The organism is Microbacterium sp. NPDC060117 (assembly GCF_042729315.1).
Lineage (GTDB): Bacteria > Actinomycetota > Actinomycetes > Actinomycetales > Microbacteriaceae > Microbacterium.
This window is the reverse complement of record NZ_JBHWXR010000001.1, coordinates 1,184,258-1,210,055: the sequence shown is the minus strand read 5'-3', so window position 1 is coordinate 1,210,055 and position 25,798 is coordinate 1,184,258. Positions and strand designations below refer to the sequence as shown.

The 25,798-nt window shown below is 69.6% G+C and carries 19 protein-coding genes; 15 read left to right on the top strand and 4 right to left on the bottom strand.

Features of this window, described 5'->3' with window-relative positions; translation table 11 throughout:
- The first annotated feature begins 15 nt into the window (after positions 1-15).
- From ACFWCK_RS05425 to ACFWCK_RS05415, 3 genes are all read left to right on the top strand, one after another.
- Positions 16-2,391: a SpaA isopeptide-forming pilin-related protein gene (locus ACFWCK_RS05425; RefSeq protein ID WP_378804908.1), complete on the top strand. Its 2,376-nt coding sequence runs from the start codon at positions 16-18 to the stop codon at positions 2,389-2,391.
- 84 nt (positions 2,392-2,475) lie between these two features.
- Positions 2,476-3,882 carry a SpaH/EbpB family LPXTG-anchored major pilin gene (locus ACFWCK_RS05420; RefSeq protein ID WP_233311584.1) on the top strand — a complete coding sequence of 469 codons (1,407 nt, stop codon included), beginning with the start codon at positions 2,476-2,478 and terminating at the stop codon, positions 3,880-3,882.
- A gap of 169 nt (positions 3,883-4,051) precedes the next feature.
- Positions 4,052-5,014 carry a class C sortase gene (locus tag ACFWCK_RS05415; protein ID WP_378804907.1) on the top strand — a complete coding sequence of 321 codons (963 nt, stop codon included), beginning with the start codon at positions 4,052-4,054 and terminating at the stop codon, positions 5,012-5,014.
- Here the strand turns inward: ACFWCK_RS05415 and ACFWCK_RS05410 are convergent.
- Both ACFWCK_RS05410 and ACFWCK_RS05405 read right to left on the bottom strand, forming a co-directional pair.
- Positions 4,983-6,197 (bottom strand): amidohydrolase, encoded by a 1,215-nt coding sequence (locus ACFWCK_RS05410; protein ID WP_378804906.1) that lies wholly within the window; start codon positions 6,195-6,197, stop codon positions 4,983-4,985. The two genes, ACFWCK_RS05415 and ACFWCK_RS05410, sit on opposite strands and share 32 nt — an antisense overlap.
- Positions 6,198-6,258: 61 nt before the next feature.
- On the bottom strand, positions 6,259-6,975 hold the full coding sequence (locus ACFWCK_RS05405) for a TetR/AcrR family transcriptional regulator (protein WP_378804905.1): 717 nt from the start codon (positions 6,973-6,975) through the stop codon (positions 6,259-6,261).
- Between the two features lie 147 nt (positions 6,976-7,122).
- Between ACFWCK_RS05405 and ACFWCK_RS05400 the strand changes: the two genes are divergently transcribed.
- From ACFWCK_RS05400 to ACFWCK_RS05370, 7 genes are all read left to right on the top strand, one after another.
- Positions 7,123-8,796, top strand: coding sequence for an ABC transporter substrate-binding protein (locus ACFWCK_RS05400; RefSeq protein WP_378804904.1), 1,674 nt, complete (start codon positions 7,123-7,125; stop codon positions 8,794-8,796).
- Between the two features lie 79 nt (positions 8,797-8,875).
- Complete coding sequence (locus ACFWCK_RS05395) at positions 8,876-9,700, top strand: ABC transporter ATP-binding protein (RefSeq protein WP_378804903.1); 825 nt, start codon at positions 8,876-8,878, stop codon at positions 9,698-9,700.
- Positions 9,697-10,509: an ABC transporter ATP-binding protein gene (locus ACFWCK_RS05390; protein ID WP_378804902.1), complete on the top strand. Its 813-nt coding sequence runs from the start codon at positions 9,697-9,699 to the stop codon at positions 10,507-10,509. Before ACFWCK_RS05395 ends, ACFWCK_RS05390 begins: the two co-directional genes overlap by 4 nt.
- Positions 10,506-11,612, top strand: coding sequence for an ABC transporter permease (locus ACFWCK_RS05385; RefSeq protein WP_378804901.1), 1,107 nt, complete (start codon positions 10,506-10,508; stop codon positions 11,610-11,612). The genes ACFWCK_RS05390 and ACFWCK_RS05385 overlap by 4 nt, the downstream gene beginning before the upstream one ends.
- 2 nt (positions 11,613-11,614) lie before the next feature.
- Positions 11,615-12,673 carry an ABC transporter permease gene (locus ACFWCK_RS05380; protein ID WP_378804900.1) on the top strand — a complete coding sequence of 353 codons (1,059 nt, stop codon included), beginning with the start codon at positions 11,615-11,617 and terminating at the stop codon, positions 12,671-12,673.
- Entirely contained in the window at positions 12,670-14,922 is a 2,253-nt protein-coding gene (locus ACFWCK_RS05375) for a glycoside hydrolase family 3 N-terminal domain-containing protein (protein ID WP_378804899.1), read from the top strand. Before ACFWCK_RS05380 ends, ACFWCK_RS05375 begins: the two co-directional genes overlap by 4 nt.
- 75 nt (positions 14,923-14,997) lie before the next feature.
- A complete protein-coding gene (locus ACFWCK_RS05370) occupies positions 14,998-16,269 on the top strand; it encodes an MFS transporter (RefSeq protein WP_378804898.1) in 1,272 nt (423 codons plus the stop codon).
- A gap of 166 nt (positions 16,270-16,435) precedes the next feature.
- Here ACFWCK_RS05370 and ACFWCK_RS05365 read toward each other — a convergent pair whose 3' ends face one another.
- Together ACFWCK_RS05365 and ACFWCK_RS05360 are read right to left on the bottom strand one after the other, a co-directional pair.
- Positions 16,436-18,097: a glycoside hydrolase family 13 protein gene (locus ACFWCK_RS05365; RefSeq protein ID WP_378804897.1), complete on the bottom strand. Its 1,662-nt coding sequence runs from the start codon at positions 18,095-18,097 to the stop codon at positions 16,436-16,438.
- Between the two features lie 87 nt (positions 18,098-18,184).
- Entirely contained in the window at positions 18,185-19,114 is a 930-nt protein-coding gene (locus tag ACFWCK_RS05360) for an NAD(P)-dependent oxidoreductase (RefSeq protein WP_378804896.1), read from the bottom strand.
- A gap of 180 nt (positions 19,115-19,294) precedes the next feature.
- Between ACFWCK_RS05360 and ACFWCK_RS05355 the strand changes: the two genes are divergently transcribed.
- From ACFWCK_RS05355 to ACFWCK_RS05335, 5 genes are all read left to right on the top strand, one after another.
- Positions 19,295-20,596 (top strand): ABC transporter substrate-binding protein, encoded by a 1,302-nt coding sequence (locus tag ACFWCK_RS05355; protein WP_378804895.1) that lies wholly within the window; start codon positions 19,295-19,297, stop codon positions 20,594-20,596.
- A gap of 2 nt (positions 20,597-20,598) precedes the next feature.
- Positions 20,599-21,546, top strand: coding sequence for a carbohydrate ABC transporter permease (locus ACFWCK_RS05350; RefSeq protein WP_378804894.1), 948 nt, complete (start codon positions 20,599-20,601; stop codon positions 21,544-21,546).
- Positions 21,543-22,484: a carbohydrate ABC transporter permease gene (locus ACFWCK_RS05345; protein ID WP_378804893.1), complete on the top strand. Its 942-nt coding sequence runs from the start codon at positions 21,543-21,545 to the stop codon at positions 22,482-22,484. The genes ACFWCK_RS05350 and ACFWCK_RS05345 overlap by 4 nt, the downstream gene beginning before the upstream one ends.
- Before the next feature lies 1 nt (position 22,485).
- Positions 22,486-24,213 (top strand): amylo-alpha-1,6-glucosidase, encoded by a 1,728-nt coding sequence (locus tag ACFWCK_RS05340; protein ID WP_378804892.1) that lies wholly within the window; start codon positions 22,486-22,488, stop codon positions 24,211-24,213.
- A 267-nt stretch (positions 24,214-24,480) separates the two neighbouring features.
- Positions 24,481-25,797, top strand: coding sequence for an ABC transporter substrate-binding protein (locus ACFWCK_RS05335; RefSeq protein WP_233311570.1), 1,317 nt, complete (start codon positions 24,481-24,483; stop codon positions 25,795-25,797).
- Position 25,798: the final 1 nt, after the last annotated feature.

The window sequence follows — 25,798 nt, the reverse complement described above, 5'->3', positions numbered from 1 at the left end:
TGGCTGGGGAGCACAATGAAGCTTGGGGACCACTTCGCGCGCGCCGTCGTGGCGCTGGGGACGACGATCGCGCTCGCATTCGTCGCGACGCCCGCCGCGCAGGCCGCAACCGCCTCGCATTCGCTGAGCGGTTCGCCCTCGGCGACCTCGGTGCGTTCCGCCGCGCTGGCTCCGGTGCCGGCGCGCGTCGCACCGGCGACCAGTGCCGGCCTGGTCTGCGCGACCGGAACCTTCTACGCGCTGTCGGGCACCGGACAGCTGCAGCGCGTCGCGAACGGCGCCGTCTCTTCGGTCGGCACCGCGGCCACCGGGGTCTCGTCGTTCAACGGTCTGGGCATCGGCGCGAACGGCGCCACGGCGATCGCGTACGAGCGGACGAACAGCAGCCGCACCGCGACCATCTGGTACTTCGACGGATCCGCGTGGAAGCCCACGGGCGACAGCTACACGACGTCTGCGACGCTCATCGCCGGCGCGATCGACCTGAAGACCGGTGACTACTTCTTCGGAGGGTTCGCCTCCGGCAGCTTCTACATCTACAAGTACGTGCTGAGCACCGGGACGTTCTCGCTGGTCGGCACGATCGACACCTCGGCCGCGGGCGGCACCAACGGCGACATGGCCTTCGACGCGAACGGCAACCTGTACGTCGTCGGCAGTGCGTCCACGACGACCGTGTACTCGGTCACCGCGGCGGCGCTCGCCTCCGGCAACGGCGGGCTGCTCGCGTCGTCGCCGTCCTTCTCGTTCACGCCGTCCGGGTTCTCCAACATCAACGGCATGGCGTTCAACACCACCGGTTCGATGTACCTCGGCAACGCATCGACCGTTCGCGAGTACAACGCCTCGACCGGCGCCCAGATCGGCGGCGACGTCACCAACAACCTCTCCAGCACGGATCTGGCGAGCTGCAACTCGCCCGCGAACCTCACGGTCAAGAAGAACGTCGTCGCCCGCGCCCACGTCGGCGACCAGTTCCGGCTGTCCGTCAAGAGCGGCACGACCGAGTCCGCGACCGCGACGACGACCGGGAACGCCACGGGGGTCCAGGCCGCCCAGATCGGTCCGCTGCCGGTGATCCAGAACAACGCGTACACGGTGTCCGAGGCGATCGCCTCCGGGTCGCCCGGCACGCTGGCCGACTACGCGAGCTCGCTCGCCTGCGTCGACGAGACCGGTGCGACGGTGCCGACCAACGCCGCGGGCCAGCTCACGATCCCGAACCGCTCGGGCGCCAGCGTCGTGTGCACCATCACGAACGCGCCGCTGCTCGCGACCGTCGTCGTGCACAAGACCGTGCTCGACATCACCGGCAAGAACCCGGCACCCGGTGCCGGATGGAGCCTCGGCGCGGCGACCACCGCGACCACCGGGACTGCCACCTCCACGCCCTCCGCGACCGCGCAGACGACGCCGACCTCGGGTGATGTGAACTGGACCGTCGCGTTCGACAAGACGACGTCGCGGGCGACCGTGCGCGTCTCCGAGACGCAGAAGAGCGGGTGGGACTTCGTCAACGGCAGCTGCACCGTCACGTCGCTGGGCGGCTCGCAGCGCGCCGTGACCCTGCCCGGCGCCGCGGGTGCGGACGTCACCGGCGTCGCCCCCGGCGATGCGGTGGCCTGCACGATCACGAACAAGCCGTCGGCGGCGACGCTGACGCTGAAGAAGCAGGTCGACAACACCTACGGCGGCGGTTCCGTGGTCTCGGACTGGACGCTCACCGCGAGCGGAACGCAGACGATCACCGGAAAGACCGGAGACGCGAGCGTGACGAGCGCGGTCGTGACCCCGGGGACCTACGCGCTCTCGGAGAGCGGCAGCCCCGCGGGCTATGCCGCAGGGGCCTGGACCTGCACCGGCGCGACCGCGACCGGATCCTCCGTCACCGTCGCGGCGAACGCGAACGCGGTCTGCACGATCACGAACGCGAGCAAGCCCGGATCCGTGGCCTGGACCAAGACGTCGAAGGCGACCGGCGCCCAGCTCGCCGGATCCGAGTGGACGCTCACCGGCCCCGGCCTGCCCGCCCAGGGGCTCGTCGTCAAGGACTGCACCACAGCGCCCTGCGCCGGCCCCGACCTCGACCCGGCGCCGGGCGCCTTCCGCCTCGACAAGCTCGCCTGGGGAACCTACTCCGCCAAGGAGACGCTGGCTCCCGCCGGTTACATCGCAGCCGGATCCTTCACCTTCACGGTGAACGCCGCCAATGCCGGCACCACGCTCGACATCGGTGCTCAGCCGAACGAGCAGCAGCCCGGCGCGGTGCTGCCGTTGACCGGAGGCGTCGGAAGCGACGCGTTCCTCCTCGCGGGCGGCGCCATCGTGTTCGCCGCGCTCGCGCTCCTCGGCATCCTCCGCCTGCGCCGCAGCACGCGTCGCGCCTCCTGACCCATCACCCGCCTCAACCGACAGCAGGACAACTGTCGGCCGACGGGTGTCGGTCGACGAACGACAAAGAAAGCAGGAACGGAAATGACCAGCAGGTCTCTCGGGCTGCGCAAGCTCGCAGCCGGGCTCGGAGTCGCGGCTCTCGCCGCCCTCGGCGCCCTCGCCGTGTCGCCGGCCGCGAACGCCGCCGACACCCTGAGCCCGTCGAACATCACGGGCACCACGGGCAGCATCACCATCCACAAGCACGCCGGCGACCCCGGCGCCGCGGGTGACGGCACCCAGATCACCGACCCCGCGAAGATCGCCGCACTCGGGCAGGGCCTCGAGGGTGTGCAGTTCAGCGTTCAGCGCGTGAGCGCGAACGGCACCCCGATCGACCTCACCACTGCCGCAGGCTGGGACCAGGCGAAGACCGCGACGCCCGCGAACGTGTCGTCGGCGCCGTTCTCCCTCGCCGCCGGCACCACGGCGACCACCGACGCCTCCGGCCAGGCCGTGGTCTCGAACCTGCCGTACGGCCTGTACCTGGTGACCGAGACCAGCCCCGGCGCGAACCCGATCGTCTCGCCGGTGCAGCCGTTCCTCGTGTCGGTCCCGTACCCGAACCAGGGCACCTGGCTCTACAACGTGCACGTCTACCCGAAGAACAAGCTGAACTCCACGGAGCCGACCAAGACCGTCGCCGACCCGAAGGCGCCGGTGCTGGGCTCGCAGATCGTGTGGACGGTCAACGCGCCGATCCCCGCCCTGGCCGCAGGTGACACCTACCGCAGCTTCTCGATCACCGACAACCTCGACCCGCGCCTGACCTACGTCGGCGCCGTGGTCAAGGTCGACGGCACCACCCTCGTGGAGGGCACGGACTACACCGTCTCCGGCAACACCGTGATCACCTTCACGGCGACCGGACTGGGCAAGCTCGCCGGCAAGACCGCCGTGACCGCGGACATCACCACGACCGTGACCTCGCTCGGTGCCGATGGCCAGATCCTGAACACGGCCGTCGTCAACACCAACGGCTCCGACCGCACGACCAACACCCCGCAGACCAACTGGGGTCCGCTGAAGGTCGTCAAGCAGGACGGCACCACGAAGAACACGCTCCAGGGTGCGATCTTCGAGGTCTACGACGCCAAGAACGGCACCAAGGTCGCCGGCCCCGTCACGACCGACGCCAACGGCCAGATCCTGATCGACGGCCTGTGGGTCGGAAACAACGACGTGAAGAGCAAGGACTACTGGCTCAAGGAGACCCAGGCTCCGGCCGGCTACGTGCTCCCTGCCGACCCGTGGACGCAGGTCACGGTGACCGCCAACGGTCAGGCCAACCCGACCAGCATCACGATCTCCAACACCCAGCAGTTCGGCCCGAACCTGCCGCTGACCGGTGGTGCGGGCAGCACGCTGTTCGCCGTCGTCGGCGGTCTGCTGGTCGTGGCCGGTGTCAGTGCGATCCTGGTGCGCCGCGTGCGCGCTCGTCGCCACTGATCCGTCGTCCGTGAGTGATCCTTCCCACAAGGCGCATTCACGGACCCGAGGAGGGCAGGAGCCCCCAGGCTCCTGCCCTCCTCTTCTTCTTCCCGCCCCTTCCCGGTGCTGTCCGGGGCCGGAGTCGGGATCCGTTAGCCCCAGCACATCGAGGCTGAGAGGAGCAGTCGTGTCCCAGACCGCGCCGATGCGTCGCCGCGACGCGAGGCCCGCACCCCGCCGGCGATGGCGGATGCCTTGGGCGACGGCGATCCTCGCCGCCATCGCCTTCGTCGGCGTCCTCGTGCTGATGTACCCGACGGTGGCGAGCTGGTGGTCGCAGTACAACCAGTCGCAGCTGATCGTGAAGGTGGGCTCCGAAGTCGGCGGCTCCGCGGCCGATGCGCGCGACAAGGCGCTCGAGGAGGCGAGGGCGTACAACAGGGCCCTCGTCGGCGGGGCGCTCGTCGCGCCGGGCTCGCGCATCCCGACGAGCACCGCAGCAGCGCCCGGATTCGACTATCCCCGCATCCTCCGGGCCGACGCGGATGGCGTCATGGGCCGCCTGCGCATCGCCTCGATCGGCGTCGACCTCCCGATCTACCACGGCACGTCCGACTCCACCCTGACCAAGGGCGTCGGACATCTCGAGGGCACCTCTCTGCCCATCGGCGGTGCCGATCAGCACTCCGTTCTCACCGCGCATCGAGGCCTGGCCGGCGCGACCCTGTTCGACAACCTCGATCAGCTGAAGGTCGGAGACACGTTCACGGTCGAGGTGTTCGGGCAGGTGCTGACCTATCGGGTGCGCGACACCAAGGTCGTGCTCCCCGAGGAGACGCAGACCCTGAGCGCGCAGCCCGGAGAAGACCTCGTCACTCTCGTGACGTGCACCCCGCTCGGCATCAACAGCCACAGGATCCTGGTCACGGGTGAGCGCGTGACGCCGACCCCGCAGAAGGACCTCGACGCCGCCGGAACGCCGCCGGACATCCCCGGGTTCCCCTGGTGGACGGTCGTGATCGGCTCCGCTCTTGTTCTGCTGGCCGGTGTCGTCGTGGCCGCCGGGCGCCCTCGCCGTGACTCCGACCGCGGAGCAGACGCGGTCGCAGGGGCGTCCGTCAGTCCAGGAACTCCCGGGCCGCGACCGTGAGCGCCCTGACCCCCACTTCGATCGTGGGGTGGATCTCGACGGCGAAGAACGGGGAGTGGTTGGTGGCGATGTCGCTGTCGACAGTGCCCTGCGCCACCGCGGCGGCGTAGCGCGCCGGCGCGATGCCGCCCCAGAACCAGAACACGAGCGGCACGCCCGCATCCCGGGCGAACCACGACACGTCCTCGCTGCCGGTGAACAGGCCCGGATCGATCACGTTCTCCTCGCCGAACGCGGCACGGAAGGCCTGCGTCGCGCGCTCCGTCGCGGCGTCGTCGTTGATCGTCGCGGGCAGCGTGTGCAGCGTCTCGATCGTCGGATCCTGGGTCGCGCCGCTCGCCATCGCCTCGGCCTTGATCACCCGCTCCACCTTCGCCAGCACCCTGGTGCGCAGCGCGTCGTCCGGATAGCGCAGGCTGAGGTCGAGCGTCGCCTCGGCCGGGATGATGTTGTTCTTGGTGCCGGCGTGGATCGCACCGACGGTGACGACGGCGAGATCGTGCGGGTCCACCTCTCGCGAGACCACGGTCTGCAGGCGCATCACCGTCGCCGCGGCCATGACGACGGGATCGATCGTGGAGTGCGGACGCGAGCCGTGCCCGCCGCGGCCGTGCAGCACGACGTGCAGGCCGTCGGAGGCCGACATCTGGGGTCCGGGCCGCACGCCGATCATGCCGGCCGGGAACGGGGTCACGTGCTGGCCGATCACGACGTCGGGGCGGGGGAAGCGATCGAGGGCGCCGTCGTCGAGCATGGCGCGCGCGCCGGCGCCGAACTCCTCGGCGGGCTGGATCACCACGACCAGCGTGCCGGACCACTCGTCCTCGGTCCTGACCAGCTCCTCCGCCGCGCCGATCATCGCGGTCACGTGCATGTCGTGGCCGCACGCGTGCATGACGCCGACCTCGTGCCCCTCGGCGTCGACACCGGTCGCGGTGCTGGCGTAGGGCAGGCCCGACTCCTCGACGACGGGAAGCGCATCCATGTCGGCGCGCGCCCACACCACGGGGCCGTCGCCGTTGCGCAGCACGCCGATGACGCCCGTGCGCCCGACGCCCTCGGTGACCTCCAGCCCGAGGTCTCGCAGGTGCCCGGCGGCGATGCCCGCGGTGCGCACCTCCTGGAACGACAGCTCGGGGTTGCGGTGCAGGTCGATGAAGAGCGCTTCGAGGTCGATCGTCATAGGGCTGAGCCTACGCGGATCCGCCATCGGTCCTGATTCGTCGCATGACGCCCTGGTGCCGTCAGCGGGACGTGCGGTCCGCCCGGGCGGTGCGCGAAGCAGGTTCGGCGGGAGCGGTGCCGCCGGCCGCGGCCTCCCCGACGTAGGTCTCGAGGGCCGGACCCGGGCGGAGGACCCCGTTCACGATCGCCTGGATCGCGAACGCGCTGGCTTCGGCGAGTTCCACGGCCGACGGGTCGAGCAGCCACTGCAGCTGCAGGCCGTCCATGACCGCGAGGATCGAGGCGGATGCGCGCGGGATCATCGACGTGTCGGTCACGCCCTCCTGGGCGCACAGCTCGCCGAATGCAGCGGACACCTCGGCCCGGAGCTTCGCATAACGGTGCTCGAAGAATCCGCGAGCGGGGTGGTCGTCGGTCACGGATTCGCTGGAGAGCACGGTGTAGACCTGCACGATGCCGGGCCTCAGCTCGTTGGCGAAGGCGGTCTTGACCAGGTGCAGGAAAAGCGCGGGGCCGTCGGGGATGTGCTTCTCGGCGAGTCCTGCGACGTCGCTCTCGTCGCGGTAGGCGAGCACCTCGAGCAGCAGCTTCTGCTTGGATCCGAAGTGGTGCAGCACTCCGGCGTGCGTCATGCCGACCTGCTCGGCGATGTCGGCGAGGGTGCCGTTCGTGGATCCCTTGGCGCCGAAGATCTCGATCGCCGCCTTCAGGATCTCGGTCCGCTTGCGCTCGGTCTCCGGCCGCGACTTCACGCGGCTCGATGTGGTCGTGACCATTCCGTTTCCCTCCCCTGCTTGTCATCCAGCTTACTGATCGGTAACCTCACCTTTACTTACTTTCCCGCTAGTAAGTTAATTCCCCCAGGAGCGGGACCCCGCACCAGATGGGCGCACGACGGCCGTGCCCCACCAGAAGGAGAAGCAATGAGGCTCAGGAAGACCTTGATCGCGGTGACGGCGTTCGCGGCGATCAGCGCGGTGGCGCTGACCGGCTGCTCGTCGGGAGGCGCCAGCGCCTCCGGTTCGAGCGGCGGTTCGCTCACGGTCGCGAAACCGGACGGCGCCGCCATCCTCTCGACCCAGACGAACAACCCGTTCATCTCCACCGGATCCGGCATGTCCCTCGGCTACGACCGCATGATCTACGAACCGCTCGCCATGGTGAACCCGGTCGGCAAGAACGAGACCACACCCTGGCTGGCATCGAAGGTCGAGTGGAACGCCGACTACACGCAGCTGACCGTCACCCCTCGCGCCGACGTGAAGTGGAGCGACGGCAAGCCCTTCACCGCGGATGACATCGTCTTCACCTACAACCTCATCAAGAACACGCCCGCCCTCGATCTCGGCGGGCTCAAGCTCGCCGACGTCAAGAAGGACGGCGAGAACGTCGTGCTCTCCTTCAGCGAGTCCAAGTTCGTCAAGCAGGGCGATGTGCTGCAGGTGAGCATCGTTCCCGAGCACCAGTGGAAGAGCATCGCCGATCCGACCAAGGATCCGGTCAAAGAAGCCGTCGGAACCGGTCCGTACACGATCAAGAGCTTCTCCTCGCAGGGCGTCGTGCTGAAATCCCGCACCGACTACTGGGGCGGCAAGGTCCCGGTGGGCCAGCTCAAGTACCTCGAGTACAACGACAACACCGGACTGCTGCGCGCACTGCAGAGCAAGGAGGCCGACTGGGCGCAGATCTTCATCACCGACTACAAGACGAACTACGTCGACAAGGATCCGGCGCACAACGTGTTCTGGGGTGCCAACGTGCTCAGCCCCGACATGATCCTCGTGAACACCACGAAGGCCCCGTTCAACGACGTCGCCTTCCGCAAGGCCGTGAACATGGTCGTCGACCGCAAGGCGCACGCGGACAAGGCCCGCAGCAACGCCGGTCCCGAGCTCACCAGCGTGACGGGCATCCCCCAGCCGACGGGGGACCAGTACATCGCCGCGGAGTACAAGGACAAGACCTTCAGCATCGACGTCGACGGCGCCAAGAAGGTGCTCACCGACGCCGGGTACACCTGGAAGGACGGCGCGCTGATCGATCCCTCCGGTAACCCGGTGTCGTTCACGCTGCAGGATCCGCAGGGCTGGAACGACTACGTCACCGGCATCCAGCTGGTCGCCACGCAGATCAAGAGCACGCTGGGCGCCGATGCCAAGGTGGCGACGCCCGACGCGGACACGTGGTTCACGAACATGGCGACCGGCAACTTCGACGCGGCACTGCACTGGACGGGCTCCGGATCCAACCCGTGGCACATCTATGACGACGTCATGAACGGCTCCTACCTGGAGCAGGCCGCCGACGGCAAGGTCTCCGACAACTTCGGCCGGTACGACAACCCCGACGCGACGGCGCTGCTCAAGGAGTACGCGCAGGCCTCGGACGAGTCGACCCGCACCGCGGCCCTCGAGAAGCTGCAGAAGATCTTCGTCGAGGACGTCCCGGCCATTCCGATCGGCACGCACCCGCAGCTGGGCGAGTACAACACGCGCACCTACACGGGATGGCCGAGTGAGAAGGATCAGTACGCGACCGCCGACCCGACGCAGCCGTCGGCCGTTCAGGTGATCATGAACCTCAAGCCGGCCAAGTAGGTCGCACGACGCACGCGGGGTGAGGGGCCGGCGGCCCCTCACCCCGCGGATCCTGCCCGCTCGAGCACGAAAGCACCTCATGACAGACCCCCTTCTCTCGGTGCGCGACTTCTCCGTCGTGTACGACGTGGATCCGCCCGTGCAGGCGGTGAAGAACGTCACGATCGACATCCGCCGTGGTGAGATCGTCGGCCTCGCCGGTGAGAGCGGCAGCGGCAAGACCACCCTCGCCTACGGCGTGCAGCGACTCTTGAAGCCGCCGGCGGTGATCACCGGCGGCAGCGTCGTCTTCCACGACGCCGACGGCTCCGACATCGACCTGCACGCGCTGGACGCCGAGCAGATGCGCCGGTTCCGCTGGGACAAGGTGTCGATGGTGTTCCAGGGCGCGATGAACGCCCTGAACCCCGTGGCGACGATCGGCGCGCAGCTGGACGACGTGTTCCGCGTGCACCGGCCGGGGATGAGCCGCGCGCAGCGGCGGGCCGACGTGATCGACCTGCTCGAGATCGTGAAGGTGGGCGGGCAGCGGATCCGGTCCTACCCGCACGAGCTGTCCGGCGGCATGCGTCAGCGCGTGATGATCGCGATGGCGCTCGCCCTGCGACCGCAGCTCATGGTCATGGACGAGCCGACCACCGCGCTCGACGTGCTCGTGCAGCGCGAGATCCTGAAGCAGATCTCCCAGCTGCGCCACGAATTCGGCTTCTCGGTCGTGTTCATCACCCACGACCTGCCGCTGCTGCTGGAGATCAGCGATCGCATCGCCGTGATGCGCGAGGGCGAGATCGTCGAGCTCGCCGACGCCGAACGGCTGTGGACCGATCCGCAGCACGAGTACACCCGCGACCTGCTGCGCTCGTTCCCGCGGCTGACCGGCGAGCGGGGGGTGGTGGTGCGATGACCACGCTCGAGTTCCGGGGCGTCACCAAGATCTACAACGTCCGCGGCTCCGGCCAGATGAAGGCGCTGGACGATGTGAGCTTCACGCTCGAGTCGCACCGGACGATCGGGCTCGTCGGCCAGTCGGGCAGCGGCAAGTCCACGATCGCGAAGATCCTCACCCAGCTGGAGACGCCGACGCACGGCGAGGTGCTGCTCGACGGCGCTCCGATCCCGCGCCGCGGGAAGGGACTGCGCAGATATCGGCAGCAGCTGCGCATGGTGTTCCAGGATCCGTTCGCGTCGCTGAATCCGTACCACTCGATCCGGCATCACGTCGAGCGTCCGCTGCGCCTGGACCACGTCGTGCCGAGCAGGGAGATCGAGGGCGAGGTGCGCCGTCTGCTCGAGCGGGTGCGCCTGGATCCGGACGCGGTGATGGAGCGCCGCCCGCACGAGCTCTCCGGCGGCCAGCGCCAGCGCGTCGCGATCGCCCGCGCGCTCGCCTCCCGCCCTGCGCTGCTCGTGGCCGACGAGCCCGTGTCGATGCTCGACGTGTCGATCCGCCTCGGGGTGCTGAACCTGCTCGCCGACCTGCAGCGCGAAGAGGGGCTCGGAGTGCTCTACATCACCCATGACCTCGCCACCGCGCGACACTTCAGCGACGAGATCATGGTGCTCAACCAGGGCAGGGTCGTGGAACGCGGCCCCGCCGACGACGTCATCCTCACCCCGCAGGACCCGTACACCCGGGAGCTGCGCGCCGCATCCCCCGACCCCGAAGCGTTCTTCCGCGCCCGGTCGGTTCAGACCCCCGGAGGTGCGCGATGAGCGCCGACACGTCCGCGCCCGCGACCGAGCGGGAGGCCGTCGCCCCGACGGCCGTCGACCCGACCCTCGTCGGGACCACGGCGACGAAGGCCGAACGCGGCGGACGGATCCGCGTGCCGTGGCGGTTCATCGGCGGTCGCGCGGCGTTCTACCTGTTCACCGCGTGGGCGGCCATCACGATCAACTTCTTCATCCCCCGCATGATGAAGGGCGATGCGGTCGACTCCTACATGGCCCGCAGCCAGGGGCAGCTCACGCCGGCGGCGGAGAAGGCTCTGCGCCTCATGTTCGGCCTCGACTCCTCGGTGCCGTTGTGGCAGCAGTACCTCGACTACTGGGGCATGCTGCTGCGCGGCGACCTGGGCGTCTCGATCTCCACCGGCATGGCGCCCGTGGGCGACGCGATCGCCGCGGCGCTGCCCTGGACGCTGGGGCTGGTCGGCTTCGCCACGATCGTCTCCTTCCTCGTCGGCACGAGCCTCGGCGCCGTGGTCGGATGGCGGCGCGGCGGACGTCTCGATGTGCTGGTCCCGGTGACGACGTTCCTCGGCACCGTGCCCTACTTCTGGCTGGGGCTGATCTTCATCGCCGTGTTCTCGACCGTGCTCGGCTGGTTCCCCGCCGGACACGCGTACGAGGTCGGTGTGGATCCGGGCTGGAACGCCGACTTCATCGGGCAGGTGCTCTCGCACGGCGCGCTCCCGATGATCACGATCGTGATCGCATCGGTGGGCGGCTGGGTGCTCGGCATGCGGAACATGATGCTCACCGTCCTCGACGAGGACTACATCACGGTCGCGCAGGCCAAGGGCATGCCGAACCGCCGCGTGCTCTGGCGCTATGCCGCGCGCAACGCGGTGCTGCCGCAGATCCAGAGCTTCGCGCTCTCCCTCGGCTTCATCGTGGGCGGCACGATCGTGATGGAGATGGTGTTCTCCTATCCGGGCATCGGCCTGCTGCTGCTGAGCGCCACCAATGCGAAGGACTACGCACTCATGCAGGGCATCTTCCTCGTGCTCGTCATGGCGGTTCTCGTCGCGAACATCATCGCCGACATCGCGTACGCCATCCTCGACCCCCGCACCCGCCAGACGGAGGCCTGATCATGACGATTCCCGCAGACGACCCGACCGGTGCCGGCGTCCCCGCCACCGCCGTCCTTCTCACCGCGGAGCGCGCCCCCGCGCCTCGCAAGACGTTCTGGACCCAGCTGGGGGCCTCGCTCGCGATGTTCGGCAACCGCAAGTCGGCTGCCGGGCTGATCATCCTCGGCGTCTTCATCCTCGTGGCGGTCTTCGCACCGTGGATCGCCCCGTACGGACCGAGCGTGCAGCACCTCGATGCGACGCTGCAGCCCCCGTCCTGGCAGCATCCGCTCGGGACGACGCACATCGGCGAGGACGTGTTCAGCCAGCTCGTGTACGGAACCCGCGGCGTGCTCGTGGTCGGCTTCCTCGCCACGATCATGGCCACCGTCGTCGCGATCGTCGTCGGGGTGACCGCGGGCTACCTGCGCGGGTGGAAGAGCGAGTCGCTGTCGGCGCTGTCGAACGTGTTCCTCGTGCTGCCCGGCCTGCCCCTGATGATCATCATCGCCTCGCAGTTCGAGGATCCGCCGCTGGCCGTCATCGCGGCCGTGCTGGGACTCACCGGATGGGCGTGGGGAGCGCGGGTCCTGCGCGCGCAGACCATGTCGCTGCGCAACCGGGACTTCATCCAGGCCGCGCGCGCCAACGGCGAGCCGCTGCACCGGATCATCCTGGTCGAGATGCTGCCGAACCTGATGGCGATCATCGCCTCGAGCTTCGTCGGAACGATGACCGCCGCGGTGCTGGGGCTCACGACCCTCGCGTTCATCGGGGTGATCCCGGTGTCGAACCTGAACTGGGGCACCATCCTGTTCTGGGCGCAGCAGAACAGCGCGTTCCCCGATTACTGGTGGTGGTACGTGCCGGCGGGTCTGTGCATCGCGCTGCTCGGCGTCGCACTTGCCCTCATCAACTTCGGCATCGACGAGTACGTCAACCCGCGCCTGCGCTCCGCCGGTGAGCGGGCCCGCGCCCTGAAGAAGCGCGGCATCGACGCGAACGCCGCAGTGACCGCCGTGCGGACCGTCCCCTCCCCGGCGACGACCGGATCCGATCAAGAGAGAACCCCCGTATGAGCGACCTCCTGCCCTTCCGCGACCCGAGCCTCGGCACGGCCGAGCGGGTCGCCGACCTCCTGGGCCGCATGACCGTGGAGGAGAAGGTCGGTCAGATGCTGCAGCTCGACGCGCGCGACGACCTGCGCGACCACGTGCTGCGGCGTCATGTCGGCTCGATCCTGCACACGTCGCCCGAGCGGGTCCTCGAGGCGAATCGGTTGACCGCCGAGACGCGGCTGCGGATCCCGCTGCTGGTGGGCGAGGACTGCATCCACGGGCATTCGTTCTGGCCGGGGGCGACGATCTACCCGACCCAGTTGGGGATGGCCGCTACCTGGGATCCGGCCCTGATCGAGCGGGTGGCCCGCGCCACGGCCGAGGAGGTCGCGGCGACCGGGATCCATTGGACGTTCTCGCCCGTGCTGTGCATCGCCCGGGATCTGCGGTGGGGGCGGATCAGTGAGACGTTCGGGGAGGATCCGTTCCTGATCGGGGAGCTCGCGTCCGCGATGGTGCGCGGGTACCAGGGGGACGGGTTGGGGGATCCGACGGCGGTGCTGGCGACAGCGAAGCATTTCGCGGGGTACTCGGAGACGCAGGGCGGGCGGGACGCGTCCGAGGCGGACATCTCCCGCCGCAAGCTGCGGTCCTGGTTCCTGCCGCCGTTCGAGCGGGTCGCCCGGGAGGGCTGCCGGACGTTCATGCTCGGGTATCAGACCACGGACGGGGTGCCGATCACGGTCAACGACTGGCTCCTGTCGGATGTGCTGCGCGGCGAGTGGGGATACACGGGCACCCTCATCACGGACTGGGACAACGTGGGCCGCATGGTCTGGGAACAGCGTGTGCAGCCCGACTACGCGCACGCGGCGGCCGCCGCGGTCACCGCGGGCAATGACATGGTCATGACGACACCGCACTTCTACGAGGGCGCGCTCGAGGCCGTGCAGCAGGGCATGCTCGAGCCCGAGGCGTTCGACGCCGCCGTCGCGCGGATCCTCACGCTGAAGTTCGACCTCGGCCTCTTCGAAGACCCGCGTCTGCCTTCGCCCGGGCTGGACGCCGTGGTGGGCAGCGGAGCTCATTCCGACCTCAACCTCGAGGTGGCGCGGCGCTCCCTCGTGCTCCTGGAGAACGACGGGGTGCTGCCGCTGGGCGGGGCCGCGTCGCTGACGTCGGCGGATCCGATCCGCGTCGCCGTGGTGGGCCCGCTCGCCGACGACGCGCAGACGCAGCTCGGCGACTGGGCCGGCGGATCCGGCCAGGCGGGCTGGCTCGACGGGCAACCCCGCGAGATGATCACCACCGTGCTCGACGGACTCCGCGCCGTCGACGGACTTGCGGTGCGCCACGCGCACGGGGCGGACATCCTCACACTCGAGGACGACCCGCTCGGTGCGACCTTCCCGGACGGGCAGCCCCGGCCGCCGGTCGTGGTGCCGGCCGCATCCGATCCGCGACTCCTCGCCGAAGCGGTGCGGGCCGCGGAGGCCGCAGACGTCGTGGTCGCGGTGGTCGGGGATCGGATCGAGCTCGTCGGCGAGGGGCGCTCCACCGCGACCCTGGAGCTCATCGGCGGCCAGAACGCCCTGCTGGACGCGCTGATCGCGACGGGCGCGCCCGTGGTGGTGGTGCTCCTTGCCTCCAAGCCGCTCGTGCTGCCCGCCTCGACGGCGAAGGCCGCCGCGGTGATCTGGGCCGCGAACCCCGGCATGCGCGGAGGGCGTGCGATCGCCGAGCTCATCACCGGAGCGATCGAGCCATCCGGGCGCCTGCCGATCTCGTTCGCACGCCATGTCGGTCAGCAGCCGACCTACTACAACCAGATCCGCGGGCAGCACGGCACGCGGTATGCCGACCTGACCCAGGCGCCGGCGTGGACGTTCGGGGACGGGCTCTCGTACACGACCGTGGAGTACTCCGCGCTCGGGCTGGTGTCCTCTGCGCTCGGCGCGGACGACACGATCATCGCGGAGGTGACGGTGGCCAACACCGGATCCCGCCCGGTCCGTGAGACCGTGCAGGTGTACGTGCGCGACGTCGTGACGAGTGCGAGCTGGACCGACAAGGAGCTCAAGGCGTACCGCCAAGTGCAGCTCGCGCCGGGGGAGTCCGCTCGGGTGCGGCTGGAGCTGCCGGTCGGCGACTGCACGATCGTCGATGCGGAGGGGATCCGCCGCGTCGAGCCCGGCGCGTTCGAGCTCTTGGTCGGCCCGTCCTCGCGTGAGGAGACCCTGCTGTCGGCCGCGTTCGAGGTGGTGGGCTGAGGCGGATCCGACGATTCGTCCGGAATCCTTGCAAAAGGGGAGCGGGGACCGGATCCGCTCTGGTTGGATGACCTGGTGCGAACGACTGCTGACGACACCCGCTTCCAGCCCGGAGCGCTGATCTGGCTCGCTGTCGCGACCTTCTCGATGGGGATCGACGGCTACGTGCTGGCGGGGCTGCTGCCCCAGATCGCGACCGACCTCGACGTGGACGCGGCGGCGGCCGGGCAGCTCATGAGCGTGTTCGCGGCGACCGGCGCGATCGCCGGTCCCGTGCTCGGTGCGCTCACGGGACGGTGGGAGCGCAAGTCCACGATCGTGCTGTCCCTCAGCGTGTTCGTGCTCGGCAACCTGATGGTCGGGCTCGCGCCCACCTACTTCTGGGCGATGAGCGGCCGGGTGGTCTCGGCCCTCGGCGGCGCTCTGCTGAACGCCGTGATCGGCTCCTACGTCATCGCGCGCACCCCCGAGCAGTACCGTGGTCGCGCGCTCTCGCTCGTGATGGGCGGATTCCTGTTCGCGACCGCTCTCGGCGTGCCCGTCGGGCTCGTGATCGGGCAGAGCGATTGGCGGATCCCGCTGTTCCTCGTCGTCGGCGTCGGCGCCGCCGCACTCGTGGGGATCCTGGCGAAGGTGCGTCCGCTGCACCTGCCGCCGCTGTCGCTGCGCGAGGCCCTCAGCCCGCTCACGCGCCCGGCGATCCTGGCGGTGCTGCTGGTGCCGATGGGTCTCATGTGCGCGAGCTATCTCTGCTTCACCTACGCCACGCTCATCCTGGGCCCGCGGATCGGTGAGGGGTACCCCATCATCGGCGCGCTGTTCGGCTACGGCATCGTGAGCCTGACCGGCAACATCGTGTCGGGTCGCGTGACCGACCGCCGCGGACCCGTCGCCGTGCTCACGGTCATCGTCGCCACGGTGCTCGCCGCCGCTCTGCTCGGCTGGGCGGGGCTCATGCTCCCCGGCGCTGCAGGCGCGGTCGCCGGGCTCGCCTGGTTCCTGGTCTGCGCGTTCTTCAACGGCGGATCGGGCGTGGCCGCCCAGACGCGGCTGGCCACGATGGTGCCGCCCGCAGTGGCCGCGCTCGTGCTCGCGCTCAACAACAGCGCCATGATGCTGGGCAGCGCGCTGGGCAGCGCCCTCGGCGGACTCGCGCTCGCCGAGGGTGCCCTGCCGGATCAGCTCCTGCTGCTGTCGGGCGTCGTGCTCGCGGTGACGCTCGGGGTGCAGGTCGCCACGGCGGTGGGGCACCGGCGCCGCGCCCGAGCGCATGTCGAAGTCGGCCCCCTCGGCTCCGGTCCGGTCGGGCCCGCTGAGCCGCCGATCGGCGCGGTCGAGCCCGCCTGAGGGGTCGCTTCCCGGGGTCGTTGAGCGAGCACCGAGCGTAGCGAGGAGCGAGACGAAACGCGGCGCTCTCGCGAGACCGCTGCGTTTCGTCTCGGTCGCCTTCGGCGTCCTCGCTCAACGACCCCGGGGGAAAGTCGTGTTCGACGACCCGACGATCGTCGGCGCCTCAGCCGATCGTGTACCAGGCGGCGGAGTTCGGCGGCAATACCGTCCCCGCTTCCGGGGCACTGTGCACCACGACCGCGGCACCCGGCGGGAGCGGCAGGGGCGTCTCGCCGAGGTTCGCCGCGACGTGCAGGTCGCCGCGCCGGAACGCGACCGCGTCGGATCCGAGCTCCTCCCAGACGAGGGAGCCGGATCCGAGCCCGCGCTCCTTGCGCAGCTGGAGCAGCGTCTTGTACAGCTCCAGAGTGGACCCGCCCGCGCCCTCCTCGGCGGCGCGCGCATACTCCGCCCACTCGGCGGGCTGCGGCAGCCATGAGGCGCCGGTGTCGTTGAAGCCGTACGACGGGGTCGTGCCGCTCCACGGCAGCGGCACGCGGCAGCCGTCGCGGCCGTAGCGCTCGCCGTCCGTGCGGAACCAGGTCGGATCCTGCCGGAACTCGTCGGGGATCTCCATCGCCTCGGGCAGGCCCAGCTCTTCGCCCTGGTACAGGTAGGCGGATCCGGGCAGCGACAGCATCACCGTGGTCGCGGCGCGGGCGCGCGCCAGGCCGAGGGCACGGTCGGGCTTCGGCTCGTCCCGCGGGCCGATGCCCTCGCCCTGAGGGTTGTCCCAGGTGAGCGCGAGCCGCGAGGCGTGACGTACGACGTCGTGGTTGGACAGCACCCAGGTGCTCGGCGCGCCGACCGCGCCGAACGCGTCGAGGGAGTCGCGGATCACGGCGCGTAGCTCGGCGGCGTCCCACGGCGTCATCAGGTAGTTGAAGTTGAACGCCTGGTTCATCTCGTCGGGGCGCACCCACAGCGCGATCTGATCGAGCGTGGGCAGCCACGCCTCTGCGCACAGGGCGCGGTCGCCGTCGTAACCGGCGAGCACCTCGTGCCAGTCGCGGTAGATCTCGTGCACGCCGGGCTGGCCCCAGTACGGCACGTCCTCCTGATCGCCGCCCATCGAGTCGGCCCCGTCGCCGGGCGTGTAGTCGGGCAGCCCCGCCTTCTTGATCATGCCGTGCGCGACATCCACCCGGAAGCCGTCGACGCCGCGGTCGAGCCAGAAGCGCAGCACGCCGCGGAACTCCTCGCGCACCTCCTCGTTCGTCCAGTCGAAGTCGGGCTGGCTCTCATCGAAGATGTGCAGGTACCACTGGCCGGGCGTGCCGTCGGGTTCGGTGACCCGGGTCCACATGCCGCCGCCGAAAACGCTCTGCCAGTTGTTCGGCGGCAGCTCGCCGTGCTCGCCCTTGCCGTCGCGGAAGATGTAGCGCGCTCGCTCGGGGCTGCCCGGGGCCGCGGTCAGCGCCTCCTGGAACCAGCGGTGCTGGTCGGAGGAGTGGTTCGGCACCAGGTCGACGATCACGCGGATGCTGCGGGCGTGCGCGGCGGCCAGCATCGCGTCGAAGTCGTCGAGCGTGCCGAACAGCGCATCGACGCCCCGGTAGTCCGAGACGTCGTAGCCGGCGTCCTTCTGCGGGCTGGGCATGAACGGGCTCAGCCAGATCGCGTCGACGCCGAGCTCCTGCAGTGCGTCCAGCCGGGAGGTGATGCCGGGCAGGTCGCCGATGCCGTCGCCGTCGGCGTCGGCGAAGGAGCGCGGGTAGATCTGGTAGATGACGGCGGTGCGCCACCACTCGGATCCGGGGGCGGACTGCTGCTCGATCTCGGCCATGCGATCAGGGTACCGGGACCCGGTGAATCCCGGAAACGCGCGGATCGAATCGGTTCGAGCGGAAGCGGATCCGTCTTCGCTCGGAATTCAGCGGGCGATGAGGTTCACCGGCTCCTCGCCCGCGAGCATGCGGTCGATCTGGGTGCGCACCAGCGCGGCGATGCGCGGGCTCATGGCGGTCGAGGCGCCGCCGACGTGCGGGGTGAACAGCACTCCGGGGGTGGTCCAGAGCAGGTGGCCTTCGGGCAGCGGCTCCGGATCCATGACGTCCAGCGCGGCGCGGATCCGGCCGTTCTCGGCGACCAGTGCCTCCGTGTCGACGAGCGTGCCGCGGCCCACGTTGACGAGCAGTGCTCCGTCGGCCATGTGCGCGAGCATGCCGGCGTCGAACAGCCGATGGGTGGCGGATCCGCCCGGCAGCGACAGGATGACGATCTCGGCGCCGGGGAGCAGCGCGGGCAGGTCGGCGAGGGCGTGCACGGTGATCTCGCCGACGCCGTCGATCACCTCGGTGCGGGCGGTCTGCGCGACGGCGGTGATCGTGGTCTCGAAGCCGGCGAGGCGCCGGGCGACGGCCTTGCCCACTCCGCCGATGCCGACCAGCAGCACGCGCCGGTCCGCGAGGCTCGAGGTGAACGCCCTGTCCCACACTCCGGCATCCTGCGCGCGCACGAACCTCGGCAGTTCGCGCTGCGCCGCGAGGGTCAGGGCGAGCGCGAGCTCGGCGGTCGCCGGCTCGTGCACGCTGGCGGCGTTGGCGAACGGCACGCCCGCAGGCACCCGGTCGATCACGGCTTCGTAGCCGATCATCTGCCCCTGCACGAGGCCCACGTCGACGCCGTCCAGCGCGGAGAAGCGCTGCCGGCCGAGGTAGGACGGCACGACGATGTCGATCCGAGGTGCGGGCGGGGGCGTGGTCATGTCCCAGACCTGCACCGCCACGCCCTCGGGCAGCGGGCCCTGGGCGGCGATGTCGGCGGCGAGTTCGGCGGTGGGGACGGTGACGAGCAGGCTCACCCCTCGAGCGTAGGCCCCGCGGCGCGACTCCGGATCGGACCACTCGACAGTGCGTGGCCCGACCGGGCCCGACGCAGACCGACCTGGCCGGGCAGGCGTTGACAAATGTCATCTGTATACATAATACTGAGTGCGTCCCGACCCTCTGATCTGCCCTTCAACGACGAAAGAGGTGGCGCCATGCCCCGCTCGAACCCTCGACTCCTGCGCACGCTCGCGGCAGTGTCCGCCGGCGCCCTGATGCTCGGTCTCGCCGCGTGCAGCGGTGGCGCGTCCGGCGGTGCCGCCGGCGGGAAGACCACCGTGGTCTGGTCCACGTGGGGCAGCGCCGACGAGCTCAAGCGCTATCAGGACTTCGACAAGGAGTTCATGAAGCGCCACCCCGACATCACCGTCAAGCTGCAGCCCGTCGCCGGTTACGACGATTATCACTCCAAGCTCCTCGCGCAGCTCACCAGCAACACGGCGCCCGACGTCTTCTACGTCGGCGACGACATGATCGGCCAGTTCGTCGGATCGAATCGACTGATGCCGCTCAAGAGCCTGATGAACGGCCCCAAGAGCCAGAGCAAGGTCGACGATTTCTCGCCGGGCCTGTTCGGTGCGGCGGAGAAGGACGGCGAGATCTACGCCGCACCGAACGACTCGAACCCCGACGTGTTCTGGTACGACAAGGAGGCGCTGAAGGCCGCAGGTGTCACCGACGACCCTGCGACCCTCGCCGCCGAGGGCAAATGGACCACGAGCGCGTTCGTGGACATGAACAAGAAGCTCCACGACGCCGGGCTCACCGGCACGATGTTCTGGAACTACTGGGCCACGCAGTGGAGCTGGCTGAGCTCTCAGGGCGTCTCCGCCCCCTACGACAAGAGCGGGAAGTTCGTCGCGAACAAGGACGCCGACGCCGTCAAGGCGCTCGATCAGTTCGGATCCCTGTTCCAGGACAAGACGTTCCTCGTCGCCGACACCCTTCCCGATGGGGCGGGCGCCGACAGCGTCTTCGTCTCGCACAAGGCCGGGTTCTTCGTGCAGGGGCGTTACACGATCGGCACCGTCGAGGCCGCCGGTGTGAAGGACTCGTACGACATCGCACCGTGGCCGACGCCCGACGGCAAGGCCGCGCCCACGGGCGTCGCCACCTCGTTCCTCGCGATCAACAAGGGGACCAAGGTCAAGGACGCGGCGTTCACCTTCTGGACCGAGTTCCTCTCGGCCGAGGGGCAGACCCTCCGCCTGCAGGGCGGCGGCAACGCGGTGCCGTCCATCAAGGGCGCCGACAAGGTGGTGCTGGACGGCTACCCGGCGCACGCGCAGAGCTTCCTCGACATGCGCGACATCGGCTTCGTCAACTACCCGACCGAGGCGCGCCTTCCGGGCATCCGCGGTGGCATCGGCGATCAGTTCCTCGCCCTCTACCAGGGCAAGCAGGACGCGCAGGCCACGCTCGACGCGGTCGGCAAGCTGGTCCAGGACGGCAAGTGAGCATGAGCGCACCGTCGGTGAGCACCCGGGCGTCGTCGACGGCGCCCGGGTGGCGGCGCGAGGCCGCCTGGCGGCGCCGCGACCGGCGCTGGGGCTACGCCTTCGTCGGGCCGCAGCTGATCGGCATGGGCCTGTTCGTGCTCGTGCCGTTCCTCGCGAGCCTCGTGCTCGCGTTCGCGCACTGGGACGGCCTGACCGACCTCAGCTGGGTCGGCTTCGAGAACTTCGGCACCGAACTGGCGGATCCGCTCTTCGGCCGCGCGATCCTGAACACGCTGCTCATCGCGATCATCACGGTGCCGATCGGCCTCGCACTGGCCGTGACCATCGCGGTCGCGCTCGAGAAGCTGAAGACCCGCACGCTGTACCTGGTGCTCTTCTTCGCGCCGGTGGTCACCTCGACGGTGGCGGTCGCGATGATGTGGCAGCAGATGTTCCGCGCGGACGGCATCCTGTCGTCGGCCATCTCCAAGATCTTCGGCGTCGCGCCGCCGGACTGGCTGCAGGATCCGCGACTCGCCCTGATCGCCGTGTGCATCGTGACGATCTGGTCGTCGCTGGGTCTCAACGTGATCATCTTCCTCGCCGGGCTGCAGAACATCTCGCCGTCGGTGATCGAGGCCGCGCGGATCGACGGAGCCGGTGCCTGGCGGCTGTTCACCGCGATCCGGCTGCCGCTGCTGTCTCCGATCGTCTTCTTCTCCTCGGTGATCGCCTTCATCTCGTCGCTGCAGACCTTCGACACGGTGTACGTGCTCGTGCACAACGCCGGACCCGACAACGCCACCCGCACGATCGTCTACCACATCTACGACCTCGGCATGAAGAAGTTCGACTTCGGACTCTCATCGGCCGCGAGCATCATCCTGCTGCTGCTGACCCTCGTGATCACGGGGATCCAGTTCGCCGCGCAGAAGAAGTTCGTCCATTACGAGGATGACCCCGCATGAGCGTCGACACCCCGCGCCTCGCCACCGGCGACCGTGCGCCCGCCACCGATTCCACGATCGCGCTCGTCGCGCCCGGCAGGCGGATCCGTCCGCGCCCCGCGGGCAAGGGCCGTCGCCAGCTGTCCGCCACCGTCCTGCACGTGGTGCTGATCGTCGCCGGGCTCGGCATGGTCTTCCCGTTCGTGTGGATGCTGCTGACCTCGTTCAAGACGCTGCCGCAGCTGCTCAAGAACCCGCTGTCGCTGCTGCCGAGCCCGTGGACGGTCGACAACTACGTCCAGGCGTGGAACGCGGTGCCGTTCGCGCAGGCGTACCTGAACAGTGCCTACATCGCGGTGCTGGTCGTCATCGGCACGCTCATCACCGCGTCGATGGCTGGCTACGCGTTCGCGCGCATCCGCTTCCGCGGGTCCAAGGTGCTGTTCATCGTCTTCCTCGCCACGCAGATGATCCCCAAGCAGGTCACGCTCATCCCGTTCTACCTGCTGATGTCGCAGCTGGGCTGGGTGGACTCGCACCTCGCGCTCATCATCCCGGGCATGATCGCCAACCCTTTCGCCGTGTTCCTGATGCGCCAGTTCGTGCTCTCGCTGCCGCGGGAGCTCGAGGAGGCGGCGCTCGTGGACGGCGCGGGACGGATCCGCACCTTCTTCCAGGTGATCCTGCCGAACCTCAAGCCGGGGCTCGCCGCGCTCAGCATCATCGTCGCCCTCGACGTGTGGAACTCCTTCCTGTTCCCGCTGGTGCTGCTCAACACGCCCGATCTGTTCACGGTCCCGCTGCTGCTGCAGTCGTTCCAGGGGCAGTTCGGCTCGGTGAACTACGGTCTGGTGATGGCCGCCTCGGCGATCTCGACCGTGCCGATGCTGATCGTGTTCGTGATCGGACAGCGCCGGATCCTGAACAGCATGGCCGCGTCCGGCCTCGGCGGGCGCTGACGTGACGGATCCCCGCACCTCAGCTGCGTCGTCCCCGCCGTCCGTGTCGTCCACGCCGTCCGCTGCGGAGCTCGCGCTCGCCGCGGGCGGGCACCTCGATCTGGTGACCGCCCCGTTCACGATGCCCCGTTCGCGCCTGCTGGTCTTCCGCGAGGGCGACGGCGTGCGCGTGCACACCTCCGAATACGAACGGCGGCTCGACCAGTGCCGCGTGCTGGACGGGCTCGTCGTGCACGACGTGGCCGGCCGGGTACTCCCGGTCGTCGACGTGCAACCGCACCGGATCTCGTTCGGGAGCGTCACCCTCGCCTTCGACGGCCTGCGCGCGCTCAGCATCGGCGGCGACCCCTCGGCGTCGGTGCTCCTCACGCTGCCGGACGCCACCCAGTCCCGGCACGAGATCGGATCCGGTCTGCGCATCGACGTCGCCGCCGACCGGACGGTCGCGGTCGCGACGCAGGCCGATGGCGCGCATCGTGAGGCCGTGGCGGCTCTGCGGGTGCTGTGGGAGGAATGGTTCGACCGCTGCCCGCGGGTGCGCGAGGATCTGCAGGACATGGCGGCGTTCTGCTGGTGGGTGCTCGGCGCCAACATCGTGGAGCTGCCGGCACTCGAGGGGGCTCGGGCGATCGTGCCGTCGAAGATCGGCTACGTCGGGCTCTGGCAGTGGGACGCGTACTTCATCGCGGTCGGGCTGCGCCACGGCGACCCGGAGCTCGCCAGGGAGCAGCTCGAGCTCGCGTTCCGGTTCCCGCGCACCAACGGGCAGCTGCCCGACGTCGTGCACGAGCAGGGCGTGCTCGCCACGAGCGACGACCTGCCCGAGTCGGATCGGGCGACGCTGCGGCGTGCGGGTTCGCAGGTGGCGGATCCGACCGCTCCCGTGCCACTGACCAAACCGCCGCTCGCCGCGTGGGCGCTGCGGAAGGTGCTCGAGGTCGAGGATGCGCCGGAATGGGCCGCGGACCAGCTGGAGCGGGTGATCCGTTCGCAGGACTGGTGGTTCGCGGGGCCCGAACAGAACGGATCCGACCTCGACGGCGACGGGCTGCCGGAGTACGGCCACCCGTACTCCTCCGGCCTCGACGACAGCCCGGTGTTCGACGGGCCGATCCCCACCACAGCGCCCGATCTCGCGGCCTACCTCGTGCAGCAGGATCGCGAGATCGCCGCCCTCGCGGCGCGCTACCTGCCGGGTCATGACATCGCGCCGCACCTCGCTCGCGCCGACCGCACGGTCGCGCTCCTGATGGAGAAGCTGTGGGATCCGGTCGAACGGCGCTTCATCGCGCGCGGGCCCGCGTCGGACCACGACGGGGAGCGCATCGCGAGCGACACCGTGGTGGGGCTCATGCCGCTGCGCGTGGAAGGGCTGCCGCAGGACGCCCGCGCTGCCCTGCTCGCAGCGATCGACGACCCGGAACGGTACGCGCTGGAGTGGGGGCTGCCGACCGTGTCGGCGTCGGATCCGGACTTCTCCCCGGAACGGATGTGGCGCGGCCCGATCTGGATCAACACCAGCGCGCTCATCGCCGAGGGGCTGGACGCCGCCGGCCGGCCGGAGCGTGCCAGGGAGCTGCGCGAGCAGACCGTGCGCCTGGTGATCCACGGCGGCGGACCGCACGAGTACTTCAATCCGCGGACGGGTCTCAAGGCCGAGCGCGCGACGACGGCATTCGGCTGGTCGGCCGCGCTGTTCCTGGATCTCGCGGTCACCCTCAGCCGCTGAGGCGGGCGCACCCGCTCCAGAGCGTCGAGACCCCCTCGGAGCGTCGAGACCCCCTCCTGCCTGCGCGGCGGAGAGGGGGTCTCGGCGTTTCGTGGGGGTTTCGGGGCGCCGAGCGGCCGCGGCGGAGAGGGCGTTTCGGTGTTCCGAGAGGGTGGGTGCGCGCCGGACGGCCCTGCCCGGGTGCCCCGCTCCGGGGTTCTCGACGGGTCTGGTGTTCACGTGAACACATGTGTACTGTATGCAGTATCCAATTCTGACGAGGAGGTCATGATGAAGCGACGCGGCATGCTCGCGCTGGCGATCGGCGCTGTGGCGACCATCGCCCTGTCCGGGTGCGCGTTCGGAGGCGGGGCGCCGAGCGGTGGTGAGGCTCTCAAGCCGGATGCCCAGGCGACGGGCACGATCACGATCTGGTCGTGGGACGTCGCCGCGACCGCGCTCAAGCGGCTCGGCGCCGACTACGAGAAGGCGCACAAGGGCACCACGATCAAGGTCGTCGACATCGGCTACGACAACGCCTACGACAAGATCTCGGTCGGGCTGCAGGCCGGCACCGGCCTTCCGGACCTGATCACGCTCGAGACCGATCACAACCAGAGCTACCTCACGCAGTTCCCCAAGGGCTTCGTCGACCTCTCACCCGTGCTCGGCGACAAGAAGGCCGACTTCGACCCGTTCAAGTGGTCGACCGGCACCGGCAAGGACGGCGCGCTGCGCATGGCGCCGTGGGACTCCGGGACCGTCGGCCTCTACTACCGCACCGACTACTTCCGGGCCGCGGGCGTGGATCCCGCCTCGATCAAGACCTGGGACGACCTCGTCGCCGCAGGTGAGAAGATCAAGGCCGCCACCGGGCACACGCTGCTCACCGCCGATCTCGCCTCGGGCGGATCCCTCTCGATGTATCTGCAACAGCAGGGCGCAGGCTACTTCGACGACAAGGGCGACATCACGGTGAACTCGCCGGACGCCGTGCGTGCGCTCACCCTGTTGCAGACCATGCAGCAGAAGGGGCTCATCAAGAACGCCAAGGGCTGGGACGCGAGCGTCACGAGCGCGAAGGACGGCGACTCCGCCGTCACTCCCGAGGCGGTCTGGTGGATCGGCACGCTCGAGGGCGAGGCCCCCGAGCTCAGCGGGAAGTACGCCGTGCGCGACCTTCCGGTCTTCGACGACAGCAGCGCGCCGACCTCGAACAACGGCGGATCCGGGCTCGCGATCCCTTCCCAGGCGAAGAACCCGCAGCTCGCGGCCGACTTCATGGCCTACGTGCTGGCGAACACCGACAACCAGTCGAGCATGATGCAGAAGGAAGGCCTGTTCCCGGCGTATCTGCCGGCGCTGAAGGCCGACTTCTTCGAGCAGCCGAGCGACTACTTCGGCGGGCAGAAGGTGTTCCAGACGTTCGCGGAGCTGACGCCGAAGATCCCGTCCGTCGCCTTCACGTCCGACCAGTCGGTCGCGAGCGACGCGGTCATCAACGCCGTCGGCGCCGCCGTGCTGAACGGCGAGGATCCGAAGAAGGCGCTCGACGACGCGGCCGCGCAGATCGCGAACTCGACCGGTCGCAAGATCGCGGGCTGAC